Below are 23,308 nucleotides of genomic sequence, written 5' to 3' on the forward strand. Positions count from 1 at the left end.
TTCGGTTCAGTGTTTCAGGACGTCAATTGAACCGCAATGGCCCCGGTTCCGTGTTACCAGGGGAGGTAGGCCATGGCCGATGAGCGTGCCGAACTATTGCGTGCCCTCCACGACACGCACGGGCCTATTCTGTGGCGCTATGTTGTGAGGCTGACCCACGACACCGCCCTCGCCGACGACGTGGTGCAGGAGACGCTGCTGCGCGCCTGGCGCCGGCCACGCCTGCTCGATCAGACCGAGGTGTCGGCCAGGGCGTGGCTGTTCACGGTGGCTCGAAACCTGGTGATCGACGACCGACGCTCGGCCCGCGCCCGACATGAGATGCCGACCGACCAGCTGCCCGAACTGCCCACCGACGATCAGACCGACGCCCTGCTCGATGCCTGGCTGGTAGCGGATGCCCTCACCGACCTCTCGCTCGACCATCGGGCCGTCATTGTCTACGCCTACTATCAAGGCCAGTCCGTCGCGGAGACTGCACGACACCTGGATATTCCCGAAGGAACCGTGAAATCCAGGCTGCACTATGGCCTGCGAGCCCTGCGTCTCGCACTGCAAGAGCGAGGAGTTACGGAGCGATGACCACTCCTGCTGACCGGTACGCAGACTGGGACGGCGCCTACGTACTGGGCGCGCTTACGCCGGGCGACCGGCGTGACTACGAACGACACCTGAACGACTGCGCCGCCTGCAGTCAGGCCGTCGCCCACCTCGCCGGGCTGCCCGGGCTGCTCGCTCTGGTGCCACTGGATCAAGCTGCGCAGCTCGGTCACGCGACCGGTGCGGCAGTGGATTCCGGCACATCGCCGTCCGCCGAACTGCTGCCCCGGCTGTTGGCCGAGGCACGGGTCCGCTCCCGGCGGGCCCGCCGGCGCACGGTGGGGGCCGTGCTTGCGGCCGCCGCGATCGCGGCATCCGCTGCCCTGATGGTGCCCGGCTGGCTGGACCAGCGAGTCACCAGTGCCAGGGAACCGGCTGTGGCCATGACCGACGTCGTCCCGAGTCCGCTCACCGCGAGCTTTCGCCTCACCGGCGAAAACTGGGGCACCCGCATCGACGCGAGCTGCAGTTACGCGAAGAGCGGCAACAACTTCGGCCCGCAGCCCTACGCCCTGTTCGTGACCGACACCGCCGGCGACGAGAGGCTGGTGGCCAGCTGGATTGCCGGCCCCGGCACCACGATCACCGCCGCGGGCACCACGAGTGTCGCCGAAGACGATATCGCGAGCGTGGACATCCGGTGGATGCCCGACGAACGCGTGCTGCTGGAGTCCAAACCGAGCTGGTAGCTGCGGAACTATTCGAGGATTATGGGCACGCGCAACATGCCCTCCTGCGCCACGGTGGCCAGAAGTACGCCGTCGCGGCTGAAAATGCTACCGGTGGCGAGGCCGCGACCGCCCTGCGCGCTCGGCGAATCCTGCACGTAGAGCAGCCATTCGTCGACCCGGCCGAAGCGGTGCCACCACATGGCGTGGTCGAGGCTCGCGACCTTGAGGCCCGGCGAGGCCCATGCGACGCCGTGCCGACGCAAGATCGGTTCCATGATCGAGTAGTCGCTCGCGTAGGCGAGCGCGGCGCGATGCACGTCGGGGTCGTCCGGCAGCGGCGAAAACGTCTTCATCCATACGGCCTGACGCGAGGTGTGCTCGCCATTGACCTTGAGGTAGATCGGAGAGGGAACGTGGCGCATATCGAAGGGGCGCTCGCTTGCCCAGTAGCGCGCCACCGAATGGTCGATGTGCGCGAGCGAATCGGATGCCGTCGGCAGGCTTTCTGGGTCGGGAATGTCTGCCGGCATCTCGATGTGGTGCTCCAGGCCTTCATCGGCGTCCTGGAACGAGGCAATCATCGACAGGATCGGCACACCGTCCTGATAGCACTGGGTGCGGCGGGTCGAAAACGAGCGTCCGTCGTGAATGCGTTCGACCGAAAAGGTGATCGGCTGGTTGACATCACCGGGGCGCAGAAAATAGCCGTGCATCGAGTGCACATGGCGTTCATCGGGCACGGTCCGCATCGCGGCGACGAGGGACTGGGCCAGAACTTGCCCGCCGAAGACGCGACCGAGCGGCATCCACTGGGAAGGGCCGGTGAAGATGTCTTCGTTGGTGCGGGCTCCGGTGTCGGTCAGATCGAGAACAGCCAGAAGGCCTTCCATCGGCTTGTGCATGCTGTCTCCTCTGGCAAGTTTGCGTGCGCGGCCAACGGTCGTGGCGCATCTTGGTAGTTTAGAAGGTGATGAGCCAGTCATTCACTCTTACCGATTCCCAGTCCCTCAGCGATCTGATCGTGTTTCTGTCACGGTCCGGTCGCGTTCTCGATGGTTCCGTGCGCTTGATCGCATCGGAGGGGGTGATCGCGGTGTACACCGCGATCTTCTACCCGCGCGGCCTGCTCGATGTCAGCCCGACCGTGCTCGGCTTGCGCACCTTCGCGTTGACCACGCCGGTCGATCTCGACAAGGTCGTGCCGGTGCGTTCCCTGATCGAGCGCCTCAAACGGCTCGAATCGACGACCAGCGACCTGACCCTGCCGGTGACGGTGACAGTTCCCCTCGAGGTGAACACCGTGACCTGGGCCGGAATCTCGCCGCCCAAGGGGGGCTGGGACCGGCACGGGCAGACGACGGCCGCGCATCTCGAAGCCGCCGCCCGCGCCGGCATCGACGAGGTCGCTGCGGCGATTCCGGAAGGAACCGGCGAAATGATCGTCGAGCGGGTGCGCGCCGAAGTGTGGGGCCGTCAGGTCGATGGACTCGAATTCGTGCCGACCGGCGCCGGGTTTGCCGCGTTCAGCCTCGGCTTTCTCGCTGCCGACGAACCGGTGCAGCTCTACGAGTCGGGCCTGTGGACCCGCCTCAGCACGAGTCGCGGTCACGTTTTGGTGCGGCGCAAGCCCTGGACCCTCCAGCCGTAGCAACGATCACCCCGGAGGCTTGTGCTGCTGGCCGTCTCGGTCGGGCGTCATGCTTCCCGGGGTCTTAAACGCGCCCTATCTCGTGGCCGGGCCAGCGGATCGCTGCGATCTCATCTGCGTTGATGAACGGTAAGTGCGTGACAGGCTGCAATACCGCTTGGACGAACGTGGACTTGCCTGCACCATTGGGCCCAGTAAGGACATGGAGGACGGTTGAATTCACGCGGTCTTGTCGTTGGGGCTGCGAACGACGGCGTTGCCTTGGCATCGTCTTCATGACGCACCTGGAGCACTCCGCTACAGGTTGCGACGAGGATAGCTGCCAAATAGTAACGCCCGTAAGGGGAACCTTTAGGGGATAGCTGCAATGTTCCGACTGTGAATCGCCCTGTCGCGCCTCCGATGGCATAAACTGCCAATGGAGGTGGTCGAAATGGCAACCAGGAATGTTGTCCTGAGTCAACACCAGCACGAACTCGTCGAGTCACTGGTGAAGGCCGGGCGCTACCAGAACGCCAGCGAGGTGCTGCGAGACGGCCTTCGGCTCCTGGAACGTCAGGAACTGGAGAACGCGGCCAAGGTTGCCGCCCTCCGTGGTGCTGCTGAGACGGGTTGGTTAGATCTCGCCACCGGCCGCTATGACGACATCGCCGATGCGAACCTCGATAACTTCATCGGAGCGCTCGGTGACCGCGCAGCGCGGGCCAACGTCACCAGCTAATGGCGCAGTACCGCCTCACTCACGTCGCTCAGGCCGATATCGTCACGATCCTTGCCTGGTCTGAAGAGGAATTCGGTAAAGATGCCCGCAAACGCTACGAGGCACTGATCGCCACAGCCATCCGCGACGCTGTTTCGCGTACCGGGGATGTCGGGCATATTGTCCGACCAGAATTGGGAGACGGCGTGTTCTCCTGGCATCTGGCGCAGAGTCGCGCCCGCACCCCTGGTAAGGCTGTGAACCGACCGCGGCACTTTCTCATTTGTCGCCCGGACGGCGACGTGTTGGTTATCGTCCGGGTACTACATGACGCCATGGAACCGCACCGGTACATTGATTCCACTGACCCGTGGGACTAGCCACTCGCCGCGTCACTCCGATGTGACAGTCCTGCGGTCTGGCGCGCTACTCGCCGTCTTCTGCTCGGCGCTGCAGCCGATCGAGTCTCAAACCTGGCACAGCTTGAAAAGCGCCGGCAAGGACGCGAAAGATGGCCCCACTGTGAGTGATGGTGTGGGCAACCTCAGTTTTTTGGTCGGCAACCGGCACGAGTTTCCAAGCGCCTGTTTCATGTGCCTGGAAACCGTCCAAGCGCCAGACGACGTTGTCGTCGGTTATCTGGTCGTAGGTGATCGTGGGAGAACCAGGCAGTTTGGCTCGAATCCGGTACGGCTTCCCAACCAACGCAAGGGAATCAACCGTTGTGACAGAAAAGATCGCGGGATTCCACTCCGGCAGTCGCCGAATATCGGCGAGAATGTTCGCAATCGTCGTGCTCGTTGCGTTGATCATGCGACTGCCGCTGTATTCCATACTCGTTCCGTTCTCTCGCCCGCAAGAAATTCTTCAAGAACGGATGCCCGCGCTCCCCAGCCACAGACTATGGCACGGCACACGCAGCCAACCCTGCAGTGCCGGTCAAGTTGATCTACGTGAGCGATATCGTGGAGCAATGCTCCACCTGACGCCCACGACTCCCCAGGATCTCGACGAAGTGACCGAGTTCCTTCGACTCGCTGACCTGACGCTCAGTGGGCTCAATTCCCCCTCCGTGCGACTGTGGACGTCACGCGACGCAGAAACCGGACGCATCGTCGCCAGCACCGGCTACGAGCGCAGCGACGACAACCATCACGTCCTCATTCGCAGCGTTGCTGTCGATCCGGCACTCCGAGGTCGCGGCAAGGGCCTCGAATTGGCGCGCTTCGCGCTTGACCGAGCCGACGAATCCGGAGCAACTCGAGCCTGGCTCTTCAGCCGACGATCCGGCCCGTTCTGGCACAAGGTCGGCTTCGTCTCGGCAGACAGGAACGAACTCGCGATCGCACTCGCGTCAACGCATCAGGTGCGGCTCTTTACAGAATCCGGGCAGCTCCAACGCGAAGTGGCGTGGAGCCGACTTCTCTAGCGAGATCCGCCCAACGCCATCCAGGGGTTCAACCGTAAGTGGACCCCCCTGCGGCACGTCCGCCCGTGGTGCGCCCGGGGCTGGTGCTAATGAACGTCAGGAAGCATCATTGACGAATGGCAGACGATGATGACATTGAGCTGGCGCTGATTGCGGCACACGATGCTGAGTACCGCAGGACGTTCGTGCCTCCGGTTCCACTTCCTGATGACGTGCTTCGCGCGGCCGCGGGGTCCGATGACGTCTCTGTGAGGTGGCAGCTTGGCGCTTACCCATTTGTGTTGCTGGCTGACGTGTTCCTAGCCTTGATCGATGACGCCGAAGAGGCAGTACGGGAGTCCACAGTCAGGCATTGGGCGGCGACAACGAGTCAGCTTGAGCTCGCGCTGGCGATGCGGCCGGAGCTCGAAGAACAGTTGATCTTCCATGATCACGCACCGCGCAGATTGATGGACCGGCGTCCGGTCGGCGTCGCTGATGGCCCGCTACGTCGGCACTACCTCGATCAGCACGGCGCGAGTGAAACTGAGCGCGGCAAGTTTCAGTCGTTGTGCGACGATTGCCCGAGTGAAGAGCAGCTCACCGTGACTCTCGGAGATTTGTGGGAAATCGTCCACACGGGGTGATCGTCCGGAGATAACCGTCAAAGAAGGATCCAGGCTCGTCATCATTGCCGTTAGCGCGCGTACCAGAGGCGGAACCTTGATCGAGACAATGTCAAGCCAGAAGGAATGTACGCAGTGCGATGATCCGGGAGTCGAATGAATCGAGGTGTCCGTCGGGGGACGCCCCGGCGAGATCAACTCGTTTCACGTCTCGGCCGCGGTCGATGAACTCAGCCGCTTCTTGAGCGGTGAACATCCCCGCTTCTGCGTAGACGACAAGAGACGGCGCAGTGACGCTCTCCCATTCAGCCCAGCGGGGTCGGAGGACACTGTTCATGGTTGCGACCATGACGTCTGCGTTGAACCTCGGCCAGAGTCCATTGATCCGGACGCCAGAGCCAACGTTCACTCCGAAACGGCGCCCGATGCCCGTAAGCCCTGACCGAGAAAATGCCTGATCAAGGGGGCTGACCGGTACACACAATAAGCTTGACCAGGATGCTTATAGGGTACCCGCGTATCAACGGGGTAGCCCGGTCAACCGTTTACCGTGCAATCCAGCGCGCCGGCGACACTGCCGGTTTGATTCGAAAAAAGCTTCACCGTGCAGCGCCGGAACCCGCACCGGTGCAGCCTAAACGTGAATTTCCGTATCGATCCTCTTCAACCCCCTTCTCTCGTCGTCCGGCCGGTCTCGGTGGCAGAATCGGTGGCCAGCAGTGCCGCCCAGACGTCGGCGCGCGCCGGAAACGACCCCAGGTCGCGGGCGAGCAACTGCTCTGCCTGCTGAATGCGGGCACGCACCGTGTGTCGGTGCACGCCGAGCTGGTCGGCGGCGGCCCCGAACTGCCCATTGCAGAGCAACCAGGCGTGCAGGGTGGCGAGTAGTTCCGTGCCGTGGGTCTGGTCGTGGGCGAGGACCGGGGCGAGCGTGGCCAGGCCGACCTCGCGGGCATCCGTTCTGGCCAGCAGCGCGAGCACGCCCTGCCGCGCGACGACGTCAAAACCGATCACGCCGACGGCGCCCTCCCGCGCTCGGGCGAGCGCCTGCTGGGCTTGGTCGAGGCCCCGAGGCAGCTGGCGATACTCGGTTGGCTCCGAGAGGCCGGCGTGCAACTCAAACAGCGTGCACAGGTCCGAGAGGATGCCGTCGGCCGCCCGGTCGAGACAGAGCACGATGGTGTCCTCCTGGCGGGCGAAGAACAGTTGCCCTGGAGAGTCCTCGACGCGCAGCTCCAGGTACTCCGTGATGGCGTCGCGGCGCGCGGCCGGCGCGTCAACGACCGCGACCAGCACCGGCCCGACCGGAAGTGCACCCCACATCTGCCGGGAAATCTGATCCACCAGTTTCTGGTCACCGCCGAGCAGGGTGTGCATCAGCCCGGAGCGCAGCAGCCCCTGCGCGCGATCGAGGGCGTTGTTCTGCTCGAGGGCGAGACCGGCGAGGGCGATCACGCTCGTAACGACCTCGGTGCTTGCCTGGTCGAGGGCACGCGGCCCGCCCAACGCGAGCACGCCGCGTAGGTGGTCGTGCCCGCCGAGGGTCTGCAGGGAAAGCGTCTCGCCGCCGGCCTCGACGCTGCTGCTCGATCGCTTGCCGCGCCCGAGCAGGCGGCGGGCCTCGTGCTGCACGGTCGCGCGGGTGTCGGGGGCTGCGCTGAACGTCTCGCGGGGAAACACCCGATCGAGGGTGCCGCTCGCGTCGAACAGCGCGACCCAGTGGCCGAGCTGGTTCGACAGCTCGGCGAGGGTCGCGCTCAAACCGTCGGGGCGAAGTGCGGCGAGCGCGATCGCACGCTGTGCCCGCAACGCCCAGGTCGCCCCGGCGTAGCGATCCTCGGCGACGAGGTCGCCGGCCGCTCGCGCCACGGCAATGAACGGTGTGCGATACGGCACCTCGAACAGGGGAAGGCCGAGCGATTGGCAGGCGGCGAGCAGCCCCTCCGGGGTGCCGTTGCGAATGACCTCGGTACCGAAACCGAGCGCGGTGAGGCCTCGGTCGCGCAAGCGCTGCACATAGCGGCGGTAGTCGGCATCCGCTTTCGGATCGGTGCCGAACTGGGTGCCGGTGGTGAGCAGCACCTGGTCGGCGGACAGGAAGGGGGTGGGGTCGACGAGGTCGGAGCTGTGTACCCACTCCACCGGTGCCTCGAGCGCGACCGGTTCGGCGATGCCGAGCACAGTCAGACCGAGCTGGGGATCAGCAAGCAGGCGGCGCAGTGTGGGGAGCATGGGAGGCCTTATACAGATTGGAGAGCTCGGTGGCCCCAACTATACAACCCGGCTATGTTGCGGCGGCCCGGTGTTGCCTAGCATTGCTCCGTGCTGCAAATGGCACAGTGCTCCCATGGCACAGCGGTATCGTCCCGCGATGCCGCCCGTCGTTTTGGATCGGAAACTCTGATGACCTTCCTGGATACCCCTCGCCCCACCAGCACACCGGTTGGTGGCCCCCAGCTGGCGCAGGAACGCAAGCTCGTCACGAGCATCCCCGGCCCGAAATCACGCGCGCTGAGCCAACGCAAGGCCCAGGCCGTGTCGGCCGGCGTCGGGATCACGCTGCCGGTGTACGTGGTGGCCGCCGGCGGGGGCGTTGTCGTCGACGTCGATGGCAACTCGCTCATCGACCTGGGATCCGGCATCGCCGTGACCGGCGTTGGTAACAGCGCGCCGCGCGTGGTGGCGGCCGTGGCCGCGCAGCTGGCCCAGTTCACCCACACCTGTTTCACCGTGGCGCCCTACGACTCCTACATCGAGGTTGCCGAAGCCCTGAACCGCCTCACCCCCGGTGACCATGAGAAGCGCAGCGTGTTGTTCAACTCCGGCGCCGAAGCGGTGGAGAACGCCGTCAAGATCGCCCGGCACTTCACCGGAAGGCAGGCCGTCGTCGCCTTCGACCATGCCTATCACGGCCGCACCAACCTCACGATGGGGCTGACCGCCAAGAACCAGCCGTACAAGAACGGTTTTGGCCCTTTCGCTCCCGAGGTGTACCGAGCGCCCATGTCGTACCCGTTGCGCGACGGCGGCCTGGACGGCGTCGTAGCGGCGAACCGGGCCATCTCGCAGATTGAGAAGCAGATCGGCGCGAGCAACCTCGCCGCCATCATCATCGAACCCATTCAGGGCGAGGGTGGCTTCATCGTTCCAGCTCAGGGATTCCTGGCCACTCTGCTGGCCTGGTGCCGCGCCAACGAAGTCATCTTCATCGCTGACGAAATTCAGACCGGCTTCGCCCGCACCGGCCACATGTTCGCCTGTGAACACGAGGGCATCGTGCCCGACCTGATCTGCACCGCGAAGGGGATCGCCGGCGGCCTGCCACTGTCGGCGGTTACCGGGCGCGCCGACATCATGGATTCGCCCCAGGCCGGCGGCCTCGGCGGCACCTACGGCGGCAACCCGCTCGCCTGCGCCGCAGCGCTCGCCACCATCGACACCTACGAGAGCGACCACCTGGTTGAACGAGCCGTCGCCATCGGAGCCATCCTGAACGAGCGGCTCGGCGCGCTCGCCGCCACCGACTCGCGCATTATCGAGGTGCGGGGCCGCGGCGCCATGATCGCCATCGAACTCGTCGACCCCGCCACGGGGGAGCCGGATGCCGCCCTGACCGGTCGGGTCATCGCCGCCGCCCACGCCCAAGGCGTCATCCTGCTGGGCTGCGGAACGTACGGCAACGTCATCCGCTTTCTGCCGCCGCTCAGCATTCCGGACCATTTGCTGCTCGAGGGCCTGCAGGTTATCGCCGACGCACTGGCTGAGACACTGGCCGTCGCATGAGCGCCGTGACCCGCACCGGCCAGTCGGCAGCGCAGGGCAGCGCAGAGCTGCTGGCCCGCGTGCCCGACCAGCTGTACATCAACGGCCAGTGGGTGAACGGGACCGGGGAGCCGTTTGCGGTGACCGACCCGGCGACTGGGCAGGTTCTCAAACAGATTCAAAACGCATCCGTCGCCGATGGTGCCCGAGCCCTCGACGCAGCGGTTGCCGCAGCGGATGTCTGGGCAGGGACCCCGGCGCGGGTGCGCGCGGAGATTCTGCGCCGCGCCTTCGACCTGCTGCAGGAGCGTCGGGAGAATTTCGCCACGCTCATGACGCTCGAAATGGGCAAGCCGATTGCCGAAGCCAACGGTGAAGTCACCTACGGCGGCGAGTTTCTGCGCTGGTTCAGCGAGGAAGCCGTGCGTATCAACGGCCGGTACGGTGCCAACCCGGAGGGGACCGGCATGATGGTCGTCACCCAGCGGCCGGTGGGCCCGTGTTACCTGATTACGCCGTGGAACTTTCCGCTCGCCATGGCCACTCGCAAGATTGCCCCGGCGCTCGCTGCGGGCTGTACCGTGGTCGTGAAACCGGCCGAGCTGACCCCGCTGACCACGCTGCTGTTCGTGCAGTTGTTAGCGGATGCCGGCGTGCCGGCCGGCGTGGTGAACGTCATTACGACGACCCGGTCGCAGGCGGTGTCGGCCCCGATCATCGCCGACCCCCGGTTGCGCAAGCTCAGCTTCACCGGGTCGACCGGCGTCGGGCGTGCCCTGATCGCCCAGGCCGCCCAGAACGTGCTGCGCACCTCGATGGAACTCGGCGGCAATGCCCCCTTCCTAGTGTTCGCCGACGCCGACCTCGAGCAGGCCGTCACCGGCGCCATGCTCGCGAAGTTCCGCAACACCGGCCAGGCCTGCACGGCCGCCAACCGGTTCATCGTGCACGCGTCTGTGGCCGATGAGTTCGCCCGTCGACTGACCGAGCGGGTCAATGCCCTCGTGTCGGGACCCGGCATCGATCCCACGGTGAACTTCGGGCCGCTCGTGACCGAGGCGGCCGTCGACAACGTGGCTGCCCTCGTGCAGGACGCCCTCGCGCGCGGCGCCACGCTGCTCACCGGCGGCATCCGCTCAGAGGGGCCCGGCTCGTTCTACGCCCCCACTGTGCTGACCGGAGTGAGCGCCGACAGCCGCCTCGTGCTGGAGGAAATCTTTGGACCGGTCGTCGGCATCCAAACTTTTGAAACAGATGAAGAGGCCATCGAAATGGCAAATAACACCGAATATGGTCTGATCGGTTACGTTTTTACCACCGATATCAACCGTGGGCACCGTATGATCGAGAGTATCGATACCGGAATGATGGGCCTGAACACCGGCCTGGTTTCCAATGCCGCAGCACCATTCGGCGGCGTCAAACAGTCCGGGCTCGGCCGTGAGGGCGGCATTGAAGGCATCAACGAATACCTCTCGACCAAGTACACCCTCATTCCCTCGTCATAACTCAGTCAACACAGGAGCAACCATGACCACGATTGATCGTGACGTCGTCATAATCGGCGCCGGGGCATCCGGTCTCACCGCCGCCACGGCATTGCAGAAGGCCGGCCTCAGTGTCGCGGTGCTCGAAGCCCGCGATCGGGTCGGCGGGCGGCTGTGGACCCATGAGATCGAGGGTGCCATGCTCGAGATCGGTGGTCAGTGGGTCTCGCCCGACCAGCACGCCCTCAAGACCACCCTGGCCGAGTTGGGCCTCAAGACCTACCCGCGCTACCGGGCTGGCCGCAACGTGTACATCAACGGTTCCGGCGTGGTCAGCCGGTTCGACGGTGAGATATTTCCGGTTCCAGCCGGCACCGAGGCACAGATCCTTGGCCTGATCGAGAAACTGGACGCCCTCGTGGCCGAGATCAACCCTGATTCCCCGTGGGAGCACCCGCTCGCCAAAGAATTGGACGAGGTCTCCTTCAGCCGCTGGCTGGAGACCCAGACCGACGATCAGGAGGCCCGCGACAACATGGGCATGTTCATTGCCGGGGCCATGCTCACCAAGCCCGCGCACGCCTTCTCGGCGTTGCAGGCGCTGCTCATGGCGGCCAGCGCCGGGTCGTTCAGCAACCTCGTCGATGCCGATTTCATTCTGGACGAGCGCGTGGTCGGCGGGTTGCAGCAGGTTCCGCTGCTGCTGGCCGAGAAGCTTGGCGGCGATGTCTATCTCGGGCAGCCGGTGCGCAGCCTGACCTGGGAGGAGGACGGGGTCATTGTCGTTGCCGACGGTATGACGGTCACCGCTCGGCACGCGATCGTGGCGGTTCCGCCGCCCCTGATCAGTCGGATCAGCTTCGACCCGCCCCTGCCGCGCCGCCAGCAGCAGCTGCACCAGCACCTCTCCATGGGTTTCGTGATCAAGGTGCACGCCGTCTACGAGACGCCGTTCTGGCGCGCCGACGATCTCTCGGGCACCGCGTTCAGCCCGTACGAGCTCGTGCATGAGGCCTACGACAACACCAATTTTGAGGACCCACGCGGCACCCTGGTCGGTTTCGTCTCCGATGAAGAAGCGGATGCCGTCTTCGCGCTGACCGCGCTCGAGCGCAAGGCCCGCATTCTCGAGTCGCTCTCGCACTACTACGGCGAGCAGGCGCTGCACCCGGTCGTCTACTACGAAAGCGACTGGGGCTCCGAGGAATGGACCCGCGGCGCCTACGCGGCGAGCTTCGATATGGGCGGACTGGCCCGGTACGGCGCCGAACTGCGCAGTCCCGTCGGCCCGATCTCGTTCTCCTGCAGCGACATGGCCGGCAAGGGTTACCAGCACGTGGACGGGGCGATCCGGGTCGGGCAGGAATCCGCTGCGGCGATCCTTGCCACGCGCGTGGTCGCGTGAGGTTTCTGGTCGGCTACACGGCGACCTCGGGGGGAGCGGATGCCCTCGCCCTCGGCGTGCGTCTTGCCCGCGCGCCCGGCGCCGAACTCGACGTGGTCCTCGTTCTCAATGCGGGGGACCGCGCGACGCTCACCCCCACCGATCCCGGCTACGACCGGCTGCTGCTCGAGACGGCCGAGGGCTGGCTGGCCGAAGCGCTCACCCTGGTACCCGCCGGAATTTCGGTGCGCACCCACCTCGAACACGCCGATTCCTTCACCCAGGGGCTGCTCGCCGCCGCCGCTCGGCTGCAGGCGAACCTGATCGTCGTCGGCGCGGCAACCCACGGCCTGCTCGGACGCTTCGCGATCGGCAGCGTCGCCGGCGGCCTGCTGCACTCCTCCCACGTCCCCGTTGCCCTTGCCCCTGAAGGCACCCGGGTGATGGGTACCGACGAGCCGATCCGCCGGGTCACCTGCGCGGTCGGCACCAAGCCGGGCGCCGACGGACTACTGACGGCCGGCATCCTCTTGGCGCGCACAGTGGATGCCCCCCTGCGGTTGGTTTCCCTCGTCGCGATCGATCGTCCCGGCGCCGACGATCAGACGATCGTATTGGCCGCCGACCATGCCCAGGCAGTGCTCGACTACGCCACCGACCACCTGATGGACGGGCTGGAGGCGACCGCCAGTGTCGCCTCCGGCAGCAGCATCGAGCACGCCGTGCGCGGACTGCCCTGGGAACCGACCGAGGTCTGCCTGGTCGGCTCCAGCCGGCTGGCCCAGCCCCATCGCCTCTTTCTGGGTTCCATCGCGGCCAAGATGCTGCGCGAACTGCCGGTGCCCCTGATCGTGGTGCCCCGAGATTTCACCGTGCCGCCCGATGCCACCGTGACGACCGAATTCACCGAGACGGTGGGGAAGTAAATACAACATGACGCTACAAATCAACGCCAGTGAAGCCGTTGAAAAACCGACGGGGGGAATCTCCAAGAAGGGGCTGAGCGCTGGCTCGGTCGGACTGGTCGGCGCCGTCATCATCGGCATCTCCTGCATCGCTCCGGCCTACACCCTGACCGGTGCACTCGGACCTACCGTGGCTGAAGTCGGTTTGCAGCTGCCGGCGATCTTCGTCGCCGGATTCATTCCGATGCTGCTGGTCGCCCTCGGCTACCGCGAGCTGAACAAGGCCATGCCGGACAGCGGCACCTCGTTCACCTGGGCGACGCGGGCATTCGGGCCATGGATCGGCTGGATGGCCGGCTGGGGCCTGATCGCCGCAACCGTCGTCGTGCTGAGCAACCTCGCCGGAATCGCCGTCGACTTCTTCTATCTGATGCTCTCGCAGATCTTCGGTAACAGCGCCGAGATCGCGGGGCTCGCCGGAAACCCGCTCATCAACGTCGGAACCTGCCTGGTGTTCATTCTGATCGCAACCTGGATTAGCTACCGGGACATGCAGACCACCCAGAAGGTGCAGTACTGGTTGGTCGGCTTTCAGCTGACCGTGCTGGTCGGATTCGGCATCATGGCCTTCGTGCACATCGCCAATGGCACCGCGTTCGACCCGACGCCGGTCTCGCTGTCGTGGTTCAACCCCTTCGCTGTCACCACGTTCTCCGCCTTTGCGGCCGGCCTGAGCCTGTCGATCTTCATCTTCTGGGGCTGGGACGTCACCCTGACCATGTCGGAGGAGACCAAGGGCTCGCGCTCGACTCCCGGCCGGGCTGCCACGCTCACCGTGATCATCGTCATGGTGCTTTACCTGTTCGTCGCCATTGCGGCCATCTCGTTTGCCGGTGTCGGCGGTGTGGGCGTTGGCCTCGGCAACCCGGAGATTCAGGGCAATGTGTTCTTCGCGCTGGCCGGCCCGGCACTGGGCCCGTTCGCCGTGCTCATGTCGATTGCCGTACTCTCCAGCTCGGCCGCCTCGCTGCAATCCACCTTCGTCTCCCCTGCACGCACCCTGCTCGCCATGGGCCACTACGGCGCATTGCCGCCGGCCTACGCGAGGGTCAGCCCGCGCTTCTTCACTCCCGGATACGCCACCATCGCCTCCGCTGTCGTCGCAGCCGGCTTCTACACGATCATGCGTTTCGTCAGCGAAGATGTGCTCTGGGACACCATTACGACCCTCGGCATGATGATCTGCTTCTACTACGGTCTGACCGCGTTCGCCTGCGTCTGGTATTTTCGCCGGCAGTGGTTCGCCACCGTGCGCAACGCCTTCTTCACCTTCTTGTTTCCCCTGGTCGGCGGCATCATCCTGGCGGTGCTGTTCTGCACCACCCTGGTCGACAGCATGGACCCGAACTACGGCAGCGGCTCCGAGATCTTCGGGCTGGGTCTGGTCTTCGTGCTCGGCATGGCTATTTTGCTGATCGGTGTTGTCATCATGATCGTGCAGTCGCGGGTACGCCCGGCGTTCTTCCGCGGCGAGACGCTCAGCCTGGCTGCGCCGCGCTTTGGCGAGCGGGAGGAATAGCCGCGCTGCGGCATCCGCTGAGTAAAAGCGGATGCCGCACAAGCTGGTGTCCACCTAGTACTATGACGGCGTTTATTTTTGGCTGCATCGGCGGTTTGATCGGCTCTCCTGACGAAACCGTGGGTCCGTTGGGAGCGCCTTAACGGCCGCACGCCGCTCTCCGCCTAGGTTTCTAACTGTCAAAGGTAAGAAACTTACGAAGGGAAAAAGCGGCGTGCGAACCCTAAGAATATGGCGAACCCTCCTCGGTGTCGAGAGCACGTTCGTCGAGGACATCAATCTTGATCTGGAGGGCAGGATTTTGATCGCGTCGGTGCGTCCGATGGCGCCGAGGCGGAACCGATGCGGGTCCTGTCAGAAACGCAGCCCACGCTACGACCTCGGTGACGGGCGGCGTCGCTGGCGAGGGTTAGACGTGGGCTCAATTCGAGTTCACCTCGAAGCCGACGCACCCCGAGTGTCCTGCCGCGTCCACGGCGTCACCGTCGCCGCCGTCCCCTGGGCTCGGCACCAAAGCGGCCAAACGATGTTCTTTGACGACCAGGTCGCGTGGCTGGCCACGCAAACGTCCAAGACCGCCATCACCGTGCTGATGCGCATCGCGTGGCGCACCGTCGGCGCAATCATCACCCGGGTCTGGGCCGATACCGAAAAGCAGTACGACCAGTTCGCGGACCTGACGCGGATCGGGATCGACGAGATCAGTTACAAGCGCGGCCACAAGTATTTGACCCGTGTCGTCGACCACGATTCCGGCCGTCTTGTGTGGGCCGCACCGGGTCAAGACAAAGCCACTTTCGCGACGTTCTTTGACGCGTTAGGGCCGGAGCGTTCAGCGCAGATCACGCATGTTTCCGCGAACGGCGCGGCTTGGATCGCCAGTGTTGTCGCGGAGAAAGCGCCCAACGCCGTTCGGTGCGCTGATCCGTTCCACGTCGTGAAATGGGCAACCGAAGCCCTCGATGAGGTCTGCCGAACTGCGTGGAATGATGCTCGCAAAGCCGCCCGCCAAAACGATGCCCGACGCACCCGTGGCCGACCTGCCGTCGATGCTCCAGCTCGCCCGGACAGCGCCCGAGCTGCCGGCATCAAGAACTGCCGTTACGCCCTCTGGAAGAACCCGGAAAACCTGACCGAGAAGCAGCAAGCCAAGCTCGCCTGGATCGTGCAGACCGACCCCCGCTTGGCACGCGTCTACTACCTGAAGGAAGGCCTCCTGGTGATCTTCAAACTGCCCCTCGACGAAGCGACCGAAGCCCTCGACAAATGGGTCGGCTGGGCCCGACGCTGCCGCATTCCGTCCTTCGTGAAACTGCAGAAGAGCATCGTCAAGCACCGCACCGCGATCCTCGCGTCCATCGAACACGGCCTCTCCAACGGCCGCGTCGAATCCATGAACACCAAGATCCGCCTCATGACCCGCATCGCCTACGGCTTCACATCACCCGACGCCCTCATCGCCCTCGCCATGCTCAGCCTCGGTGGGCACAAACCCGTGTTTCCCGGACGAAATTAACGGGTGTGTTCCGTCCTAGGGTCGGTGTTCGGCCGCGTCCCAGGCCTGGCCCGGTGTCATGGAGCCGGGCAACGCTTGGTGCCGGCGACGGTAGTTGTAATAGTTGCGGTATCCACGATGAGGGTGGCGAGCTGCTCGAGGCTCTCCGGGGCGCGGGCATCGAGGAACCGCAGCAGCGTCTGGTGGCTGCGTTCGTTTTTCCCTTGCGTCTGCGGGTGGCCGCCCCGGCCGCTGATCCCCAAGCACCCACGGTCGGCCAAGAAGCGTTCCGTCGCCGAGATGTTGCCGCGCCGGCTCTGGTTGAAAGCGGTCCCGTTGTCGCTGAGCAACTCTTTGGGCACGCCGTGATCGTCGATCGCGGCGCTCAGGGTGATGATGGCATCGGTGCCGTTCTCGGGCTCGGCGAAGCACATGCTGCCCACGTCGAAACGGGTGGAATCATCCAGCAGCTGGTAGACCGTCACTTTCGAGGCCAGCTCGGTCGCCAGGCGATACTCGAATGCATCCAGCTGCCACATCTCCATCGCCGACGAGCGCGCGAACCGCAGCCAGGCCGTCCGTGGCCGTTTACGCGGGTTGGCCTTCGTCACGCCGGAGGATGACAGGATCCGGGCGATGGTCGCCACCGACGGAACCGGTTGACTGAATTCATTCGTGTCCACACCGGTGAACTAGATCGATTTGGGACCGTTATCCCAGCCATCCTTTTCCAGCCGAGCACGGATGCGCAGGACAATTTCCGTCGCCTTCTTGTCGAACGTCCGCACCGGATTCTTTGGTGCCGACGAGTGCGGATTCAGCGCCTTATTTCCCTCCTGAAGGAAGCGTCGCCGGATATCATAAACGACGGCCGGCTGATATTCAGACGTTGGCAGAGTTCGGAAATACTGGGGCCATCGGCGGCAAGAGGATCAAATTCGATAATCTGGCGGCGGACGAAAGGTGGGAGAGATTTGGGCACTCTCCATCAAAACCGAGGCCACGTGAGGATTTCGTCCACTGCTCAACGTGTATGCAAGGTCGTAAGACACCCTGTAAACAACGTCCTGAGACATAGTGCCAACAAGGTCATGAGACAGGCTGTAAACACTGTGCTGGGACCACACATACTAAGTCGCCGGACTAGCGCTACCATCAGGATTTACTCCCCAGACTACTCGCCATTTTCATTCTGGTGCCGCGGGAATTCTTGACTTGATGCGCGGGTGATGCGCGGGCGTTTCGATCAGTGCACTCAGGTGATCCTTCGATGCGTCCTCATGCGGCGTTGGCGTACCCGGGCAGCAGGTCTCACCAACGATCTGGAGGGCGTCGTGGAATCCGCTTTGAACGCCCATGCGGTTTTTGCGGTACTCCGCGACCCCGGGGGTCAGACCCCACGAGTTGGCTGGGCGCATGAGTGAGGCCGCTTCTTCCACCACTCTCGCTTTAGATAAGCTGAGCATGGTGACATCACCAGCCCACCGACACGCGCAAACAAAACACCGAAGCTGCGGTTCACCGAAGAATAATGAGCCGACAACTGACTCAGGTCTCCAACAGAAAGGGAGACAACGTGTCTGTAAGCCTCAGGTTCTTCGCGACCCGTCGGTCATGTATCCCAGCGACTCCCGCGGCCAGGAAATAGAGAAGGATCATCGGAATTGCCAACATGAACATAGAGACGATGTCGGCGGCGGGCGTGGCGACGGCCGTGAAGAGTACAATCACCACAAGGGCTATGCGCCAGGATTTGATGATCGACACTGCACTCAGAATCCCGATGAAATTAAGCAAGACGATAAATACCGGGAGGACAAAAGCGATCCCGATAGCGAGAACTAGCTTCAGTACGAAGTCGTAGTAGGGCTTGGCCTCGATGAATGCGGCATCTTGAGCGGGCGCAAAACTTGTCATGAGTGCAACGATTTGTGGCAGAACAAACCAGCCTGAGATGCACCCGGCCAGGAAGAGAGGCACGGCCGTGAAGAAAAAACCGAACGTGTAGCGCTTCTCCTTTTTTGTTAAACCGGGAACCAGAAAGGCAAAAATCTGAAAAAGCCAGATCGGGCTGGAGACCACGGCACCGACGGTGAGTGCAATTTGAAGCTTGAGATCGAAAGCGCTCGTTATGTCAGCGAAGTTCAGTGTGGCAGAACGGTTTTGAGCCGTTGCGATGAGGCTCACCGGCACTCGCAGGCTGTTCATCACGAAATCGGAAAGAATCCAGCCCGCCGCGGCGCCCGCGAGCAGCCCGAAGGCTGATTTGAAGAGCCTTTTGCGCAGTTCAATTAGGTGATGGGCAAGTGACATTCGACTTTTTTCGGCCGTGGTCTCTGTGTTGTCTGTGCTCATGTGTTGTCTGTGTTCATGTGTTGTCTGCGTTCATGCGCAGGATTTAGTCGGCTCGGCGAGGGGATGCGAAGTTCGGAGAAATGTGCACGCTCTTAAACAAGAGGGGAATTACTGCTCGGGGACGCGGATGCCTCGGTCGATGAGGTTGCGAGCAGTTCGTCGTCGGCACGTTTGGCGTCTGGCTTGATCTCGTTCTTGAAGATTTTCATCGACTGCCCGAGGCTGCGCGCCAGCATCGGAATTTTTGGTGCACCGAAGAGGAGCAGAACGACGGCGAGGATGATGACGGCGTGCCATCCGTTGAGATTTGCAAGCATGAGCTGGACCCTTCGATCGTTTTGAGCGCTGTGTGCGGTGACGTAGAGACTATCTGTGATGGTGATCTGATGTCTAGTGGTCTGCGTGTTATGGTGTCAACATGTTTGGATTAACCTTCGACAAATTAGTCATCATTGGCGTGATCGCCGCGTTCCTTATCGGGCCGGAACGGCTGCCGCTCTACACGGCCAATCTTGCTCAGCTGGTCAAGCGAGGTAGGTCCATGGCCAATGGTGCCAAGGGTCGATTCACTGAAGAGCTGGGGGAGGATGCCCAGGATCTCGATTGGAAAAAGCTCGATCCGCGCCAATATGACCCGCGCCGCATCGTGAGTGAAGCTCTGGATCCGCGTGATCCGTCGTGAATTTTCAAAAATAGTTTGACTGATTCGCCTCAACTGTGTCATAGTTCAGACCACCAGACCACCAGACCATTAGATAACCTACCTCGGTAGTATCTCGAATAGAAAAGAGACAATGTTGTCCTCGCTTGATTTCACCTACGAGAACATTGACAAAGTAATTAACCGGTCCACGTGGGTCGCTCCCACGATCGACCCGAAGAAGACGATGCTGCTTGTGCTCGACATGCAGAAGGCGTGTGCCGAGGTTGGCGGTGCCATGTACATCGAGAGCGTTGGCGGCGCTCCGGAGGGCAAAGACACGGTACAGCCGGTCGTGAACGTGCTGAATGCTTGCCGGGAAGCGGGCATCCCCGTCGTCTGGTCCCTCTGGGGCTTGCGTGGCGATGGAAAAGACGCTGGGTACGCCGATGTCAAGTGGGGCCTCGAAGGCCAGCTTGCAGGCTTCCCCGGATCATGGGGAAATGGTGGCGATGAACTCGTCGACGAACTCGTTCCGGCTCCCGACGAGCCTGTGATGCGCAAGCACCGTTTTTCTTCTTTCTTCGGTACTCCGCTGAACGAGTACATGCGCCGCGCGGGAGCAGACACGCTCGTCGTGGCCGGCCTGTCCAGCGGAAACTGCCAGATTGCAACGGCCATCGATGGCGCCAACCAGGACTACAAGATCGTCGTCCTGGCCGACACAACCGCAGCTATCCCGTCTGGTCAGGACGACCCGCTGGGCTACGGCCAGCACTGGGAGGCTCTGCGCAATATTCAGGCCAATCACGGTGACGTGCGCACGAGCATCGAGTTTCTCAAGATGCTGGCGAAATAAGGCGCCAGCCTCTCACCCCGTGTGACCCCACAACTCGCGATAAAAAGGACTCCCAGAAATGACACTTTCCGGAAAAAAAGTTGCCCTGCTGATCGAGGACGAATACCAGATCCTCGAAGGTTGGTACCCCAAACTCCGCCTCGAAGAGGCCGGGGCGACCGTTGTCGTCGTCGGCAGCGGAACCAAGAAGAGCTATGACTCCAAAGAGCACTACCCCATGGACGTCGACGCAGACGCCGCTGACGTGACGTCGGCAGATTTCGACGCCGTCGTCGTGCCGGGCGGATTTGCGCCCGACAATATGCGACTGCACCCCGAGATGATCTCCCTCGTTCGTAACGCCCACGAGTCGGGCAAGCTGGTCGCCGCCATCTGCCACGGTGGCTGGGTCCTCGCGTCAGCCGGAGTGCTCAAAAACGGTCGTAAGGTTACCGGTTACCTGCCGATCAAGGACGATGTGGAAAACGCAGGGGGAGTCTGGGTTGACGAAGCAGTCGTCATTGACGGCAACGTCATCACCTCCCGAACTCCGATCGACCTGCCTGCCTTCGGAGCGGCTCTCGTTACGTACCTCGAGACCCACTAGGCGCGCACTGGGGAAGCTGAGTTGCCGGTTCGATCATTTCGCCGGCAACTCAGCGTCTAGTCAACACCAGACAACACTTCCGCGTGGATCACTGACGACGCGGTAAAAAGTGATCAAGAAGTTCACAAAACCGTCTCAAGGAAGAGAAAATCATGCTGAATCGGAAGAAGCCCGAGCCTGTAGACGCGATCGTCGTGGGACTTGGCGCCAACGGTGGCACCGCTGTCAAGGTGCTGGCCGAGGCAGGACTGAAGGTAGTGGGCTTTGACCGTGGCCCGTGGCTGCGACCCCTGGAACATTATTCCGGCGATGAACTCAAGTTCGTCAACCGTGACTACATGTGGCCGGACCCGAAAATGTTCCCCCGAACCGTGCGCTACGACGAAAACGCCGTGGCAGAAAGATTCCCCTTTTCACCGACCCCGCAGATGGTCGGTGGAGGAACAAACCACTGGGCCGGCTGGGTGCCGCGCCCGCGCGAGTCTGACTTCATGATGCGCTCCCTCCACGGCGAGATCGAAGGCGCAAGTCTCGCCGACTGGCCCTTCCGCTACGAACACCTGGAGCCCTACCTCACCAAGGTTGAGTGGGCCTTCGGCGTCTCCGGTATCGCGGGGGCCGACAAGTACGAACCGTACCGCAGCAAGGGCTATCCCAGCCCGCCGCTCCGACCGACCCAGTACGGCAAGCGTTTCTACGATGCCTGCAACAAAATGGGCATTAACGCCTTTCCTATTCCGCATGCCATGGTTACGAACAAACACAACGGTCGTGACCCCTTTAATCAGACCAGTTTCTGGAACCAGTATGGCGATCCCAGTGGCGCCCGCTCCAACACGCTGACCTCTTTTATCCCGGAAGCCGTGGCCACGGGAAACCTGGAAGTCCGCGCCGAGTGCTTCGTGCAGTCGGTGAAGTTGGGTCATGATGGCAAAGCCACCGGTGTCGTTTACATCGACCCGGATGGAAACGAAGTAGAGCAGGATGCACGCGTCGTGATTTTGACGCTTGGTGCCATTGAATCCGCGCGCCTCATGCTCATGTCCAAGTCGCCTCGGTTTCCCGATGGTCTGGCCAACGGCAGTGGCTTGGTCGGCAAGAACGCCACCTTCCACGAATACCTCTTTGCGGTGGGTTTGTTCGATAAAGACATCGACGAGCCGCTGAACGGATTTGCCGGCAACTACATCAGCGGCGGATCGTTGGAATTCTATGAGACCGACGAAAACCGTGGTCACATCGGTGGTTCCATCATCTCCGCCTCGCAGACCTGCCACCCCATCAACTGGGTCTTTCCGGGCCGGCCGAGCTGGGGCGAAGCGTTGAAAGACGCGGACCGCAACTACTACAACTACGCCATGAAGATCGGCCTGATTCTGCACGACCTGCCGGTGGAATCCAATCGGGTAGATCTTGACCCCACGGTGAAAGATGCCTTTGGTCGGCCGGTTGCACGCATTACACACAGTCCCCACCGCAACGACATCGCCATGGGTAAATGGCAAGTAGACAAGAACGTTGAGATTCTGGAGGCGGCCGGGGCACGCAAGACCGTCCCTGTCTATCTGGACAAGATGACCGGCAACACGTGCCACCAGCACGGCACTGCGCGCATGGGCACCGACCCGGCCAAGAGCGTGCTGAATGAATGGGGTCAGGCCCACGAAGTGGACAATCTCTTCGTTCTCGACGGCTCCGGCTTCCCGACGGCCACTGGTGTCAACCCGACGTTGACCATGATGGCCAACGCCTGGCGGTGCAGTGAATACATTGCCCAGGTCTATTCCAAGGGACGCGAAGAACGTCTCATTCTCTCGAACACCAAGCGCTGAGACAGGCAGGAAGACACTCATGACTCTGAAATCAGAATGGGAGATCGTTGGGGCTCCGGTAGATCCGGACACCACCGAACGACTCTTCTTTACCGACGCCGAATGGGACACGGTCGAGGCCGCGACTGCGCGGATCATGCCGACCGATCAGGATCCAGGTGCACGCGAGGCCCGGGTGGTGGTTTTCATCGACCGTTACCTCTCCGGCACAGACTATGTCTACGCAGCCGCCGACGGCAGCGGGTTCCTGAAAATGTCGGGAAAATATGCGGATGCTTGGCGTGCTCGAATGGATGAGATGCAAAATGTGTACCGACACGGGCTCGTCCGGCTCGATGAATTGGCACATTCTGAGTCAGGTCGAAGGTTTGCTGATCTCAGCGACGCAGAAGCCGACCACGTGCTGGAGCTTCTCTCCGGAGCGCCAAAGCCTGGTCAGGTAACTCTCGGCACCAAAGAGCCGGTGACGACGTTCCTGCAGGGGTCTTTTGATGAGGGGCTGGACTTTTTTAGTGCTCTCTGCCTGCACACCCGTCAAGGATTTTACTGTGACCCGGTCTACGGCGGTAACAAGGAACAGATGGGCTGGAAGTTCATTGGATTCCCTGGCCCGAAGTCGCTCAAGGACACCATGGACGGCACCTACAGCACCGCTGAGTACTTCTATCAGGGTGAGTTCGAGTGGGAAGACCTGATTCCGCAGTTGAAGGTCTACCGCGACGCGGGCGGCACGCTCTAAGGAACCTCACCACGGCGGCCCCCGGGAAACTG

At 62.8% G+C, this 23,308-nt stretch carries 24 protein-coding genes and 1 pseudogene; 18 read left to right on the forward strand and 7 right to left on the reverse strand.

Annotated elements, in window-relative coordinates; all coding sequences use genetic code 11:
• Positions 1–72: 72 nt before the first annotated feature.
• Both CXY80_RS16045 and CXY80_RS16050 read left to right on the forward strand, forming a co-directional pair.
• Positions 73–582, forward strand: a complete 510-nt coding sequence (locus CXY80_RS16045; protein WP_092450957.1) for a sigma-70 family RNA polymerase sigma factor — start codon at positions 73–75, stop codon at positions 580–582.
• Positions 579–1,289, forward strand: a complete 711-nt coding sequence (locus CXY80_RS16050; RefSeq protein ID WP_104133070.1) for a zf-HC2 domain-containing protein — start codon at positions 579–581, stop codon at positions 1,287–1,289. The genes CXY80_RS16045 and CXY80_RS16050 overlap by 4 nt, the downstream gene beginning before the upstream one ends.
• Positions 1,290–1,297: 8 nt before the next feature.
• On the opposite strand, the gene CXY80_RS16055 is transcribed toward CXY80_RS16050, so the two are convergent.
• Positions 1,298–2,173 carry an acyl-CoA thioesterase II gene (locus CXY80_RS16055; RefSeq protein WP_233195428.1) on the reverse strand — a complete coding sequence of 292 codons (876 nt, stop codon included), beginning with the start codon at positions 2,171–2,173 and terminating at the stop codon, positions 1,298–1,300.
• Between the two features lie 68 nt (positions 2,174–2,241).
• Here CXY80_RS16055 and CXY80_RS16060 point away from each other — a divergent pair, with 68 nt between their 5' ends.
• The 3 genes from CXY80_RS16060 to CXY80_RS16075 all read left to right on the forward strand — a co-directional run bounded on the left by CXY80_RS16060 (position 2,242) and on the right by CXY80_RS16075 (position 3,999).
• On the forward strand, positions 2,242–2,919 hold the full coding sequence (locus tag CXY80_RS16060; RefSeq protein ID WP_104133071.1) for a hypothetical protein: 678 nt from the start codon (positions 2,242–2,244) through the stop codon (positions 2,917–2,919).
• Between the two features lie 433 nt (positions 2,920–3,352).
• Positions 3,353–3,640 carry a type II toxin-antitoxin system ParD family antitoxin gene (locus CXY80_RS16070; RefSeq protein WP_104133197.1) on the forward strand — a complete coding sequence of 96 codons (288 nt, stop codon included), beginning with the start codon at positions 3,353–3,355 and terminating at the stop codon, positions 3,638–3,640.
• Positions 3,640–3,999, forward strand: coding sequence for a type II toxin-antitoxin system RelE/ParE family toxin (locus CXY80_RS16075; RefSeq protein ID WP_104133072.1), 360 nt, complete (start codon positions 3,640–3,642; stop codon positions 3,997–3,999). The genes CXY80_RS16070 and CXY80_RS16075 overlap by 1 nt, the downstream gene beginning before the upstream one ends.
• 46 nt (positions 4,000–4,045) lie before the next feature.
• Here the strand turns inward: CXY80_RS16075 and CXY80_RS16080 are convergent, their stop codons facing one another.
• Complete coding sequence (locus tag CXY80_RS16080) at positions 4,046–4,453, reverse strand: SRPBCC family protein (RefSeq protein ID WP_104133073.1); 408 nt, start codon at positions 4,451–4,453, stop codon at positions 4,046–4,048.
• Positions 4,454–4,592: 139 nt separating this feature from the next.
• Between CXY80_RS16080 and CXY80_RS16085 the strand changes: the two genes are divergently transcribed.
• Both CXY80_RS16085 and CXY80_RS16090 read left to right on the forward strand, forming a co-directional pair.
• A complete protein-coding gene (locus tag CXY80_RS16085; RefSeq protein ID WP_092450952.1) occupies positions 4,593–5,048 on the forward strand; it encodes a GNAT family N-acetyltransferase in 456 nt (151 codons plus the stop codon).
• A gap of 116 nt (positions 5,049–5,164) precedes the next feature.
• A complete protein-coding gene (locus tag CXY80_RS16090; RefSeq protein WP_104133074.1) occupies positions 5,165–5,674 on the forward strand; it encodes a hypothetical protein in 510 nt (169 codons plus the stop codon).
• A 91-nt stretch (positions 5,675–5,765) separates the two neighbouring features.
• Here CXY80_RS16090 and CXY80_RS19200 read toward each other — a convergent pair whose 3' ends face one another.
• Both CXY80_RS19200 and CXY80_RS16095 read right to left on the reverse strand, forming a co-directional pair.
• Positions 5,766–5,990, reverse strand: a complete 225-nt coding sequence (locus tag CXY80_RS19200; RefSeq protein WP_134476706.1) for a hypothetical protein — start codon at positions 5,988–5,990, stop codon at positions 5,766–5,768.
• Positions 5,991–6,316: 326 nt separating this feature from the next.
• Complete coding sequence (locus tag CXY80_RS16095) at positions 6,317–7,885, reverse strand: PucR family transcriptional regulator (protein ID WP_092450948.1); 1,569 nt, start codon at positions 7,883–7,885, stop codon at positions 6,317–6,319.
• A gap of 171 nt (positions 7,886–8,056) precedes the next feature.
• Between CXY80_RS16095 and gabT the strand changes: the two genes are divergently transcribed.
• From gabT to CXY80_RS16125, 6 genes are all read left to right on the forward strand, one after another.
• Positions 8,057–9,436: a 4-aminobutyrate--2-oxoglutarate transaminase gene (gene gabT / locus CXY80_RS16100; protein ID WP_092450946.1), complete on the forward strand. Its 1,380-nt coding sequence runs from the start codon at positions 8,057–8,059 to the stop codon at positions 9,434–9,436.
• Positions 9,433–10,923, forward strand: a complete 1,491-nt coding sequence (locus CXY80_RS16105; protein ID WP_104133075.1) for an NAD-dependent succinate-semialdehyde dehydrogenase — start codon at positions 9,433–9,435, stop codon at positions 10,921–10,923. Before gabT ends, CXY80_RS16105 begins: the two co-directional genes overlap by 4 nt.
• A 22-nt stretch (positions 10,924–10,945) precedes the next feature.
• Entirely contained in the window at positions 10,946–12,307 is a 1,362-nt protein-coding gene (locus tag CXY80_RS16110; RefSeq protein ID WP_092450942.1) for an NAD(P)/FAD-dependent oxidoreductase, read from the forward strand.
• Positions 12,304–13,212: a universal stress protein gene (locus CXY80_RS16115; RefSeq protein ID WP_104133076.1), complete on the forward strand. Its 909-nt coding sequence runs from the start codon at positions 12,304–12,306 to the stop codon at positions 13,210–13,212. Before CXY80_RS16110 ends, CXY80_RS16115 begins: the two co-directional genes overlap by 4 nt.
• A 7-nt stretch (positions 13,213–13,219) precedes the next feature.
• Positions 13,220–14,770, forward strand: coding sequence for an APC family permease (locus tag CXY80_RS16120; RefSeq protein WP_104133077.1), 1,551 nt, complete (start codon positions 13,220–13,222; stop codon positions 14,768–14,770).
• A 214-nt stretch (positions 14,771–14,984) separates the two neighbouring features.
• Positions 14,985–16,286, forward strand: a complete 1,302-nt coding sequence (locus tag CXY80_RS16125) for an ISL3 family transposase (RefSeq protein ID WP_104133078.1) — start codon at positions 14,985–14,987, stop codon at positions 16,284–16,286.
• Positions 16,287–16,307: 21 nt separating this feature from the next.
• Here the strand turns inward: CXY80_RS16125 and CXY80_RS20320 are convergent.
• The 3 genes and pseudogenes from CXY80_RS20320 to tatA form a co-directional block, all read right to left on the reverse strand.
• Positions 16,308–17,247: pseudogene (locus CXY80_RS20320) on the reverse strand (integrase core domain-containing protein); the annotation flags it as partial.
• 566 nt (positions 17,248–17,813) lie between these two features.
• Positions 17,814–18,578 carry a twin-arginine translocase subunit TatC gene (gene tatC / locus CXY80_RS16135; RefSeq protein WP_092450933.1) on the reverse strand — a complete coding sequence of 255 codons (765 nt, stop codon included), beginning with the start codon at positions 18,576–18,578 and terminating at the stop codon, positions 17,814–17,816.
• Between the two features lie 134 nt (positions 18,579–18,712).
• On the reverse strand, positions 18,713–18,937 hold the full coding sequence (gene tatA / locus CXY80_RS16140; protein WP_092450931.1) for a twin-arginine translocase TatA/TatE family subunit: 225 nt from the start codon (positions 18,935–18,937) through the stop codon (positions 18,713–18,715).
• 101 nt (positions 18,938–19,038) lie between these two features.
• On the opposite strand from tatA, the gene CXY80_RS19205 reads away from it, so the two are divergent.
• The 5 genes from CXY80_RS19205 to CXY80_RS16165 all read left to right on the forward strand — a co-directional run bounded on the left by CXY80_RS19205 (position 19,039) and on the right by CXY80_RS16165 (position 23,276).
• Positions 19,039–19,302: a hypothetical protein gene (locus CXY80_RS19205; RefSeq protein ID WP_134476717.1), complete on the forward strand. Its 264-nt coding sequence runs from the start codon at positions 19,039–19,041 to the stop codon at positions 19,300–19,302.
• Between the two features lie 112 nt (positions 19,303–19,414).
• Positions 19,415–20,119: a cysteine hydrolase family protein gene (locus tag CXY80_RS16150; RefSeq protein WP_092450927.1), complete on the forward strand. Its 705-nt coding sequence runs from the start codon at positions 19,415–19,417 to the stop codon at positions 20,117–20,119.
• Between the two features lie 58 nt (positions 20,120–20,177).
• Positions 20,178–20,705: a type 1 glutamine amidotransferase domain-containing protein gene (locus tag CXY80_RS16155; RefSeq protein WP_092450925.1), complete on the forward strand. Its 528-nt coding sequence runs from the start codon at positions 20,178–20,180 to the stop codon at positions 20,703–20,705.
• Between the two features lie 152 nt (positions 20,706–20,857).
• Positions 20,858–22,537, forward strand: coding sequence for a GMC family oxidoreductase (locus CXY80_RS16160; protein WP_092450921.1), 1,680 nt, complete (start codon positions 20,858–20,860; stop codon positions 22,535–22,537).
• A 19-nt stretch (positions 22,538–22,556) separates the two neighbouring features.
• Positions 22,557–23,276, forward strand: a complete 720-nt coding sequence (locus CXY80_RS16165) for a gluconate 2-dehydrogenase subunit 3 family protein (RefSeq protein ID WP_092450919.1) — start codon at positions 22,557–22,559, stop codon at positions 23,274–23,276.
• The last annotated feature ends 32 nt before the right edge of the window (positions 23,277–23,308 follow it).

Origin of the sequence: Cryobacterium sp. M91 (assembly GCF_002929615.1) — a bacterium.
GTDB lineage: Bacteria > Actinomycetota > Actinomycetes > Actinomycetales > Microbacteriaceae > Cryobacterium > Cryobacterium levicorallinum.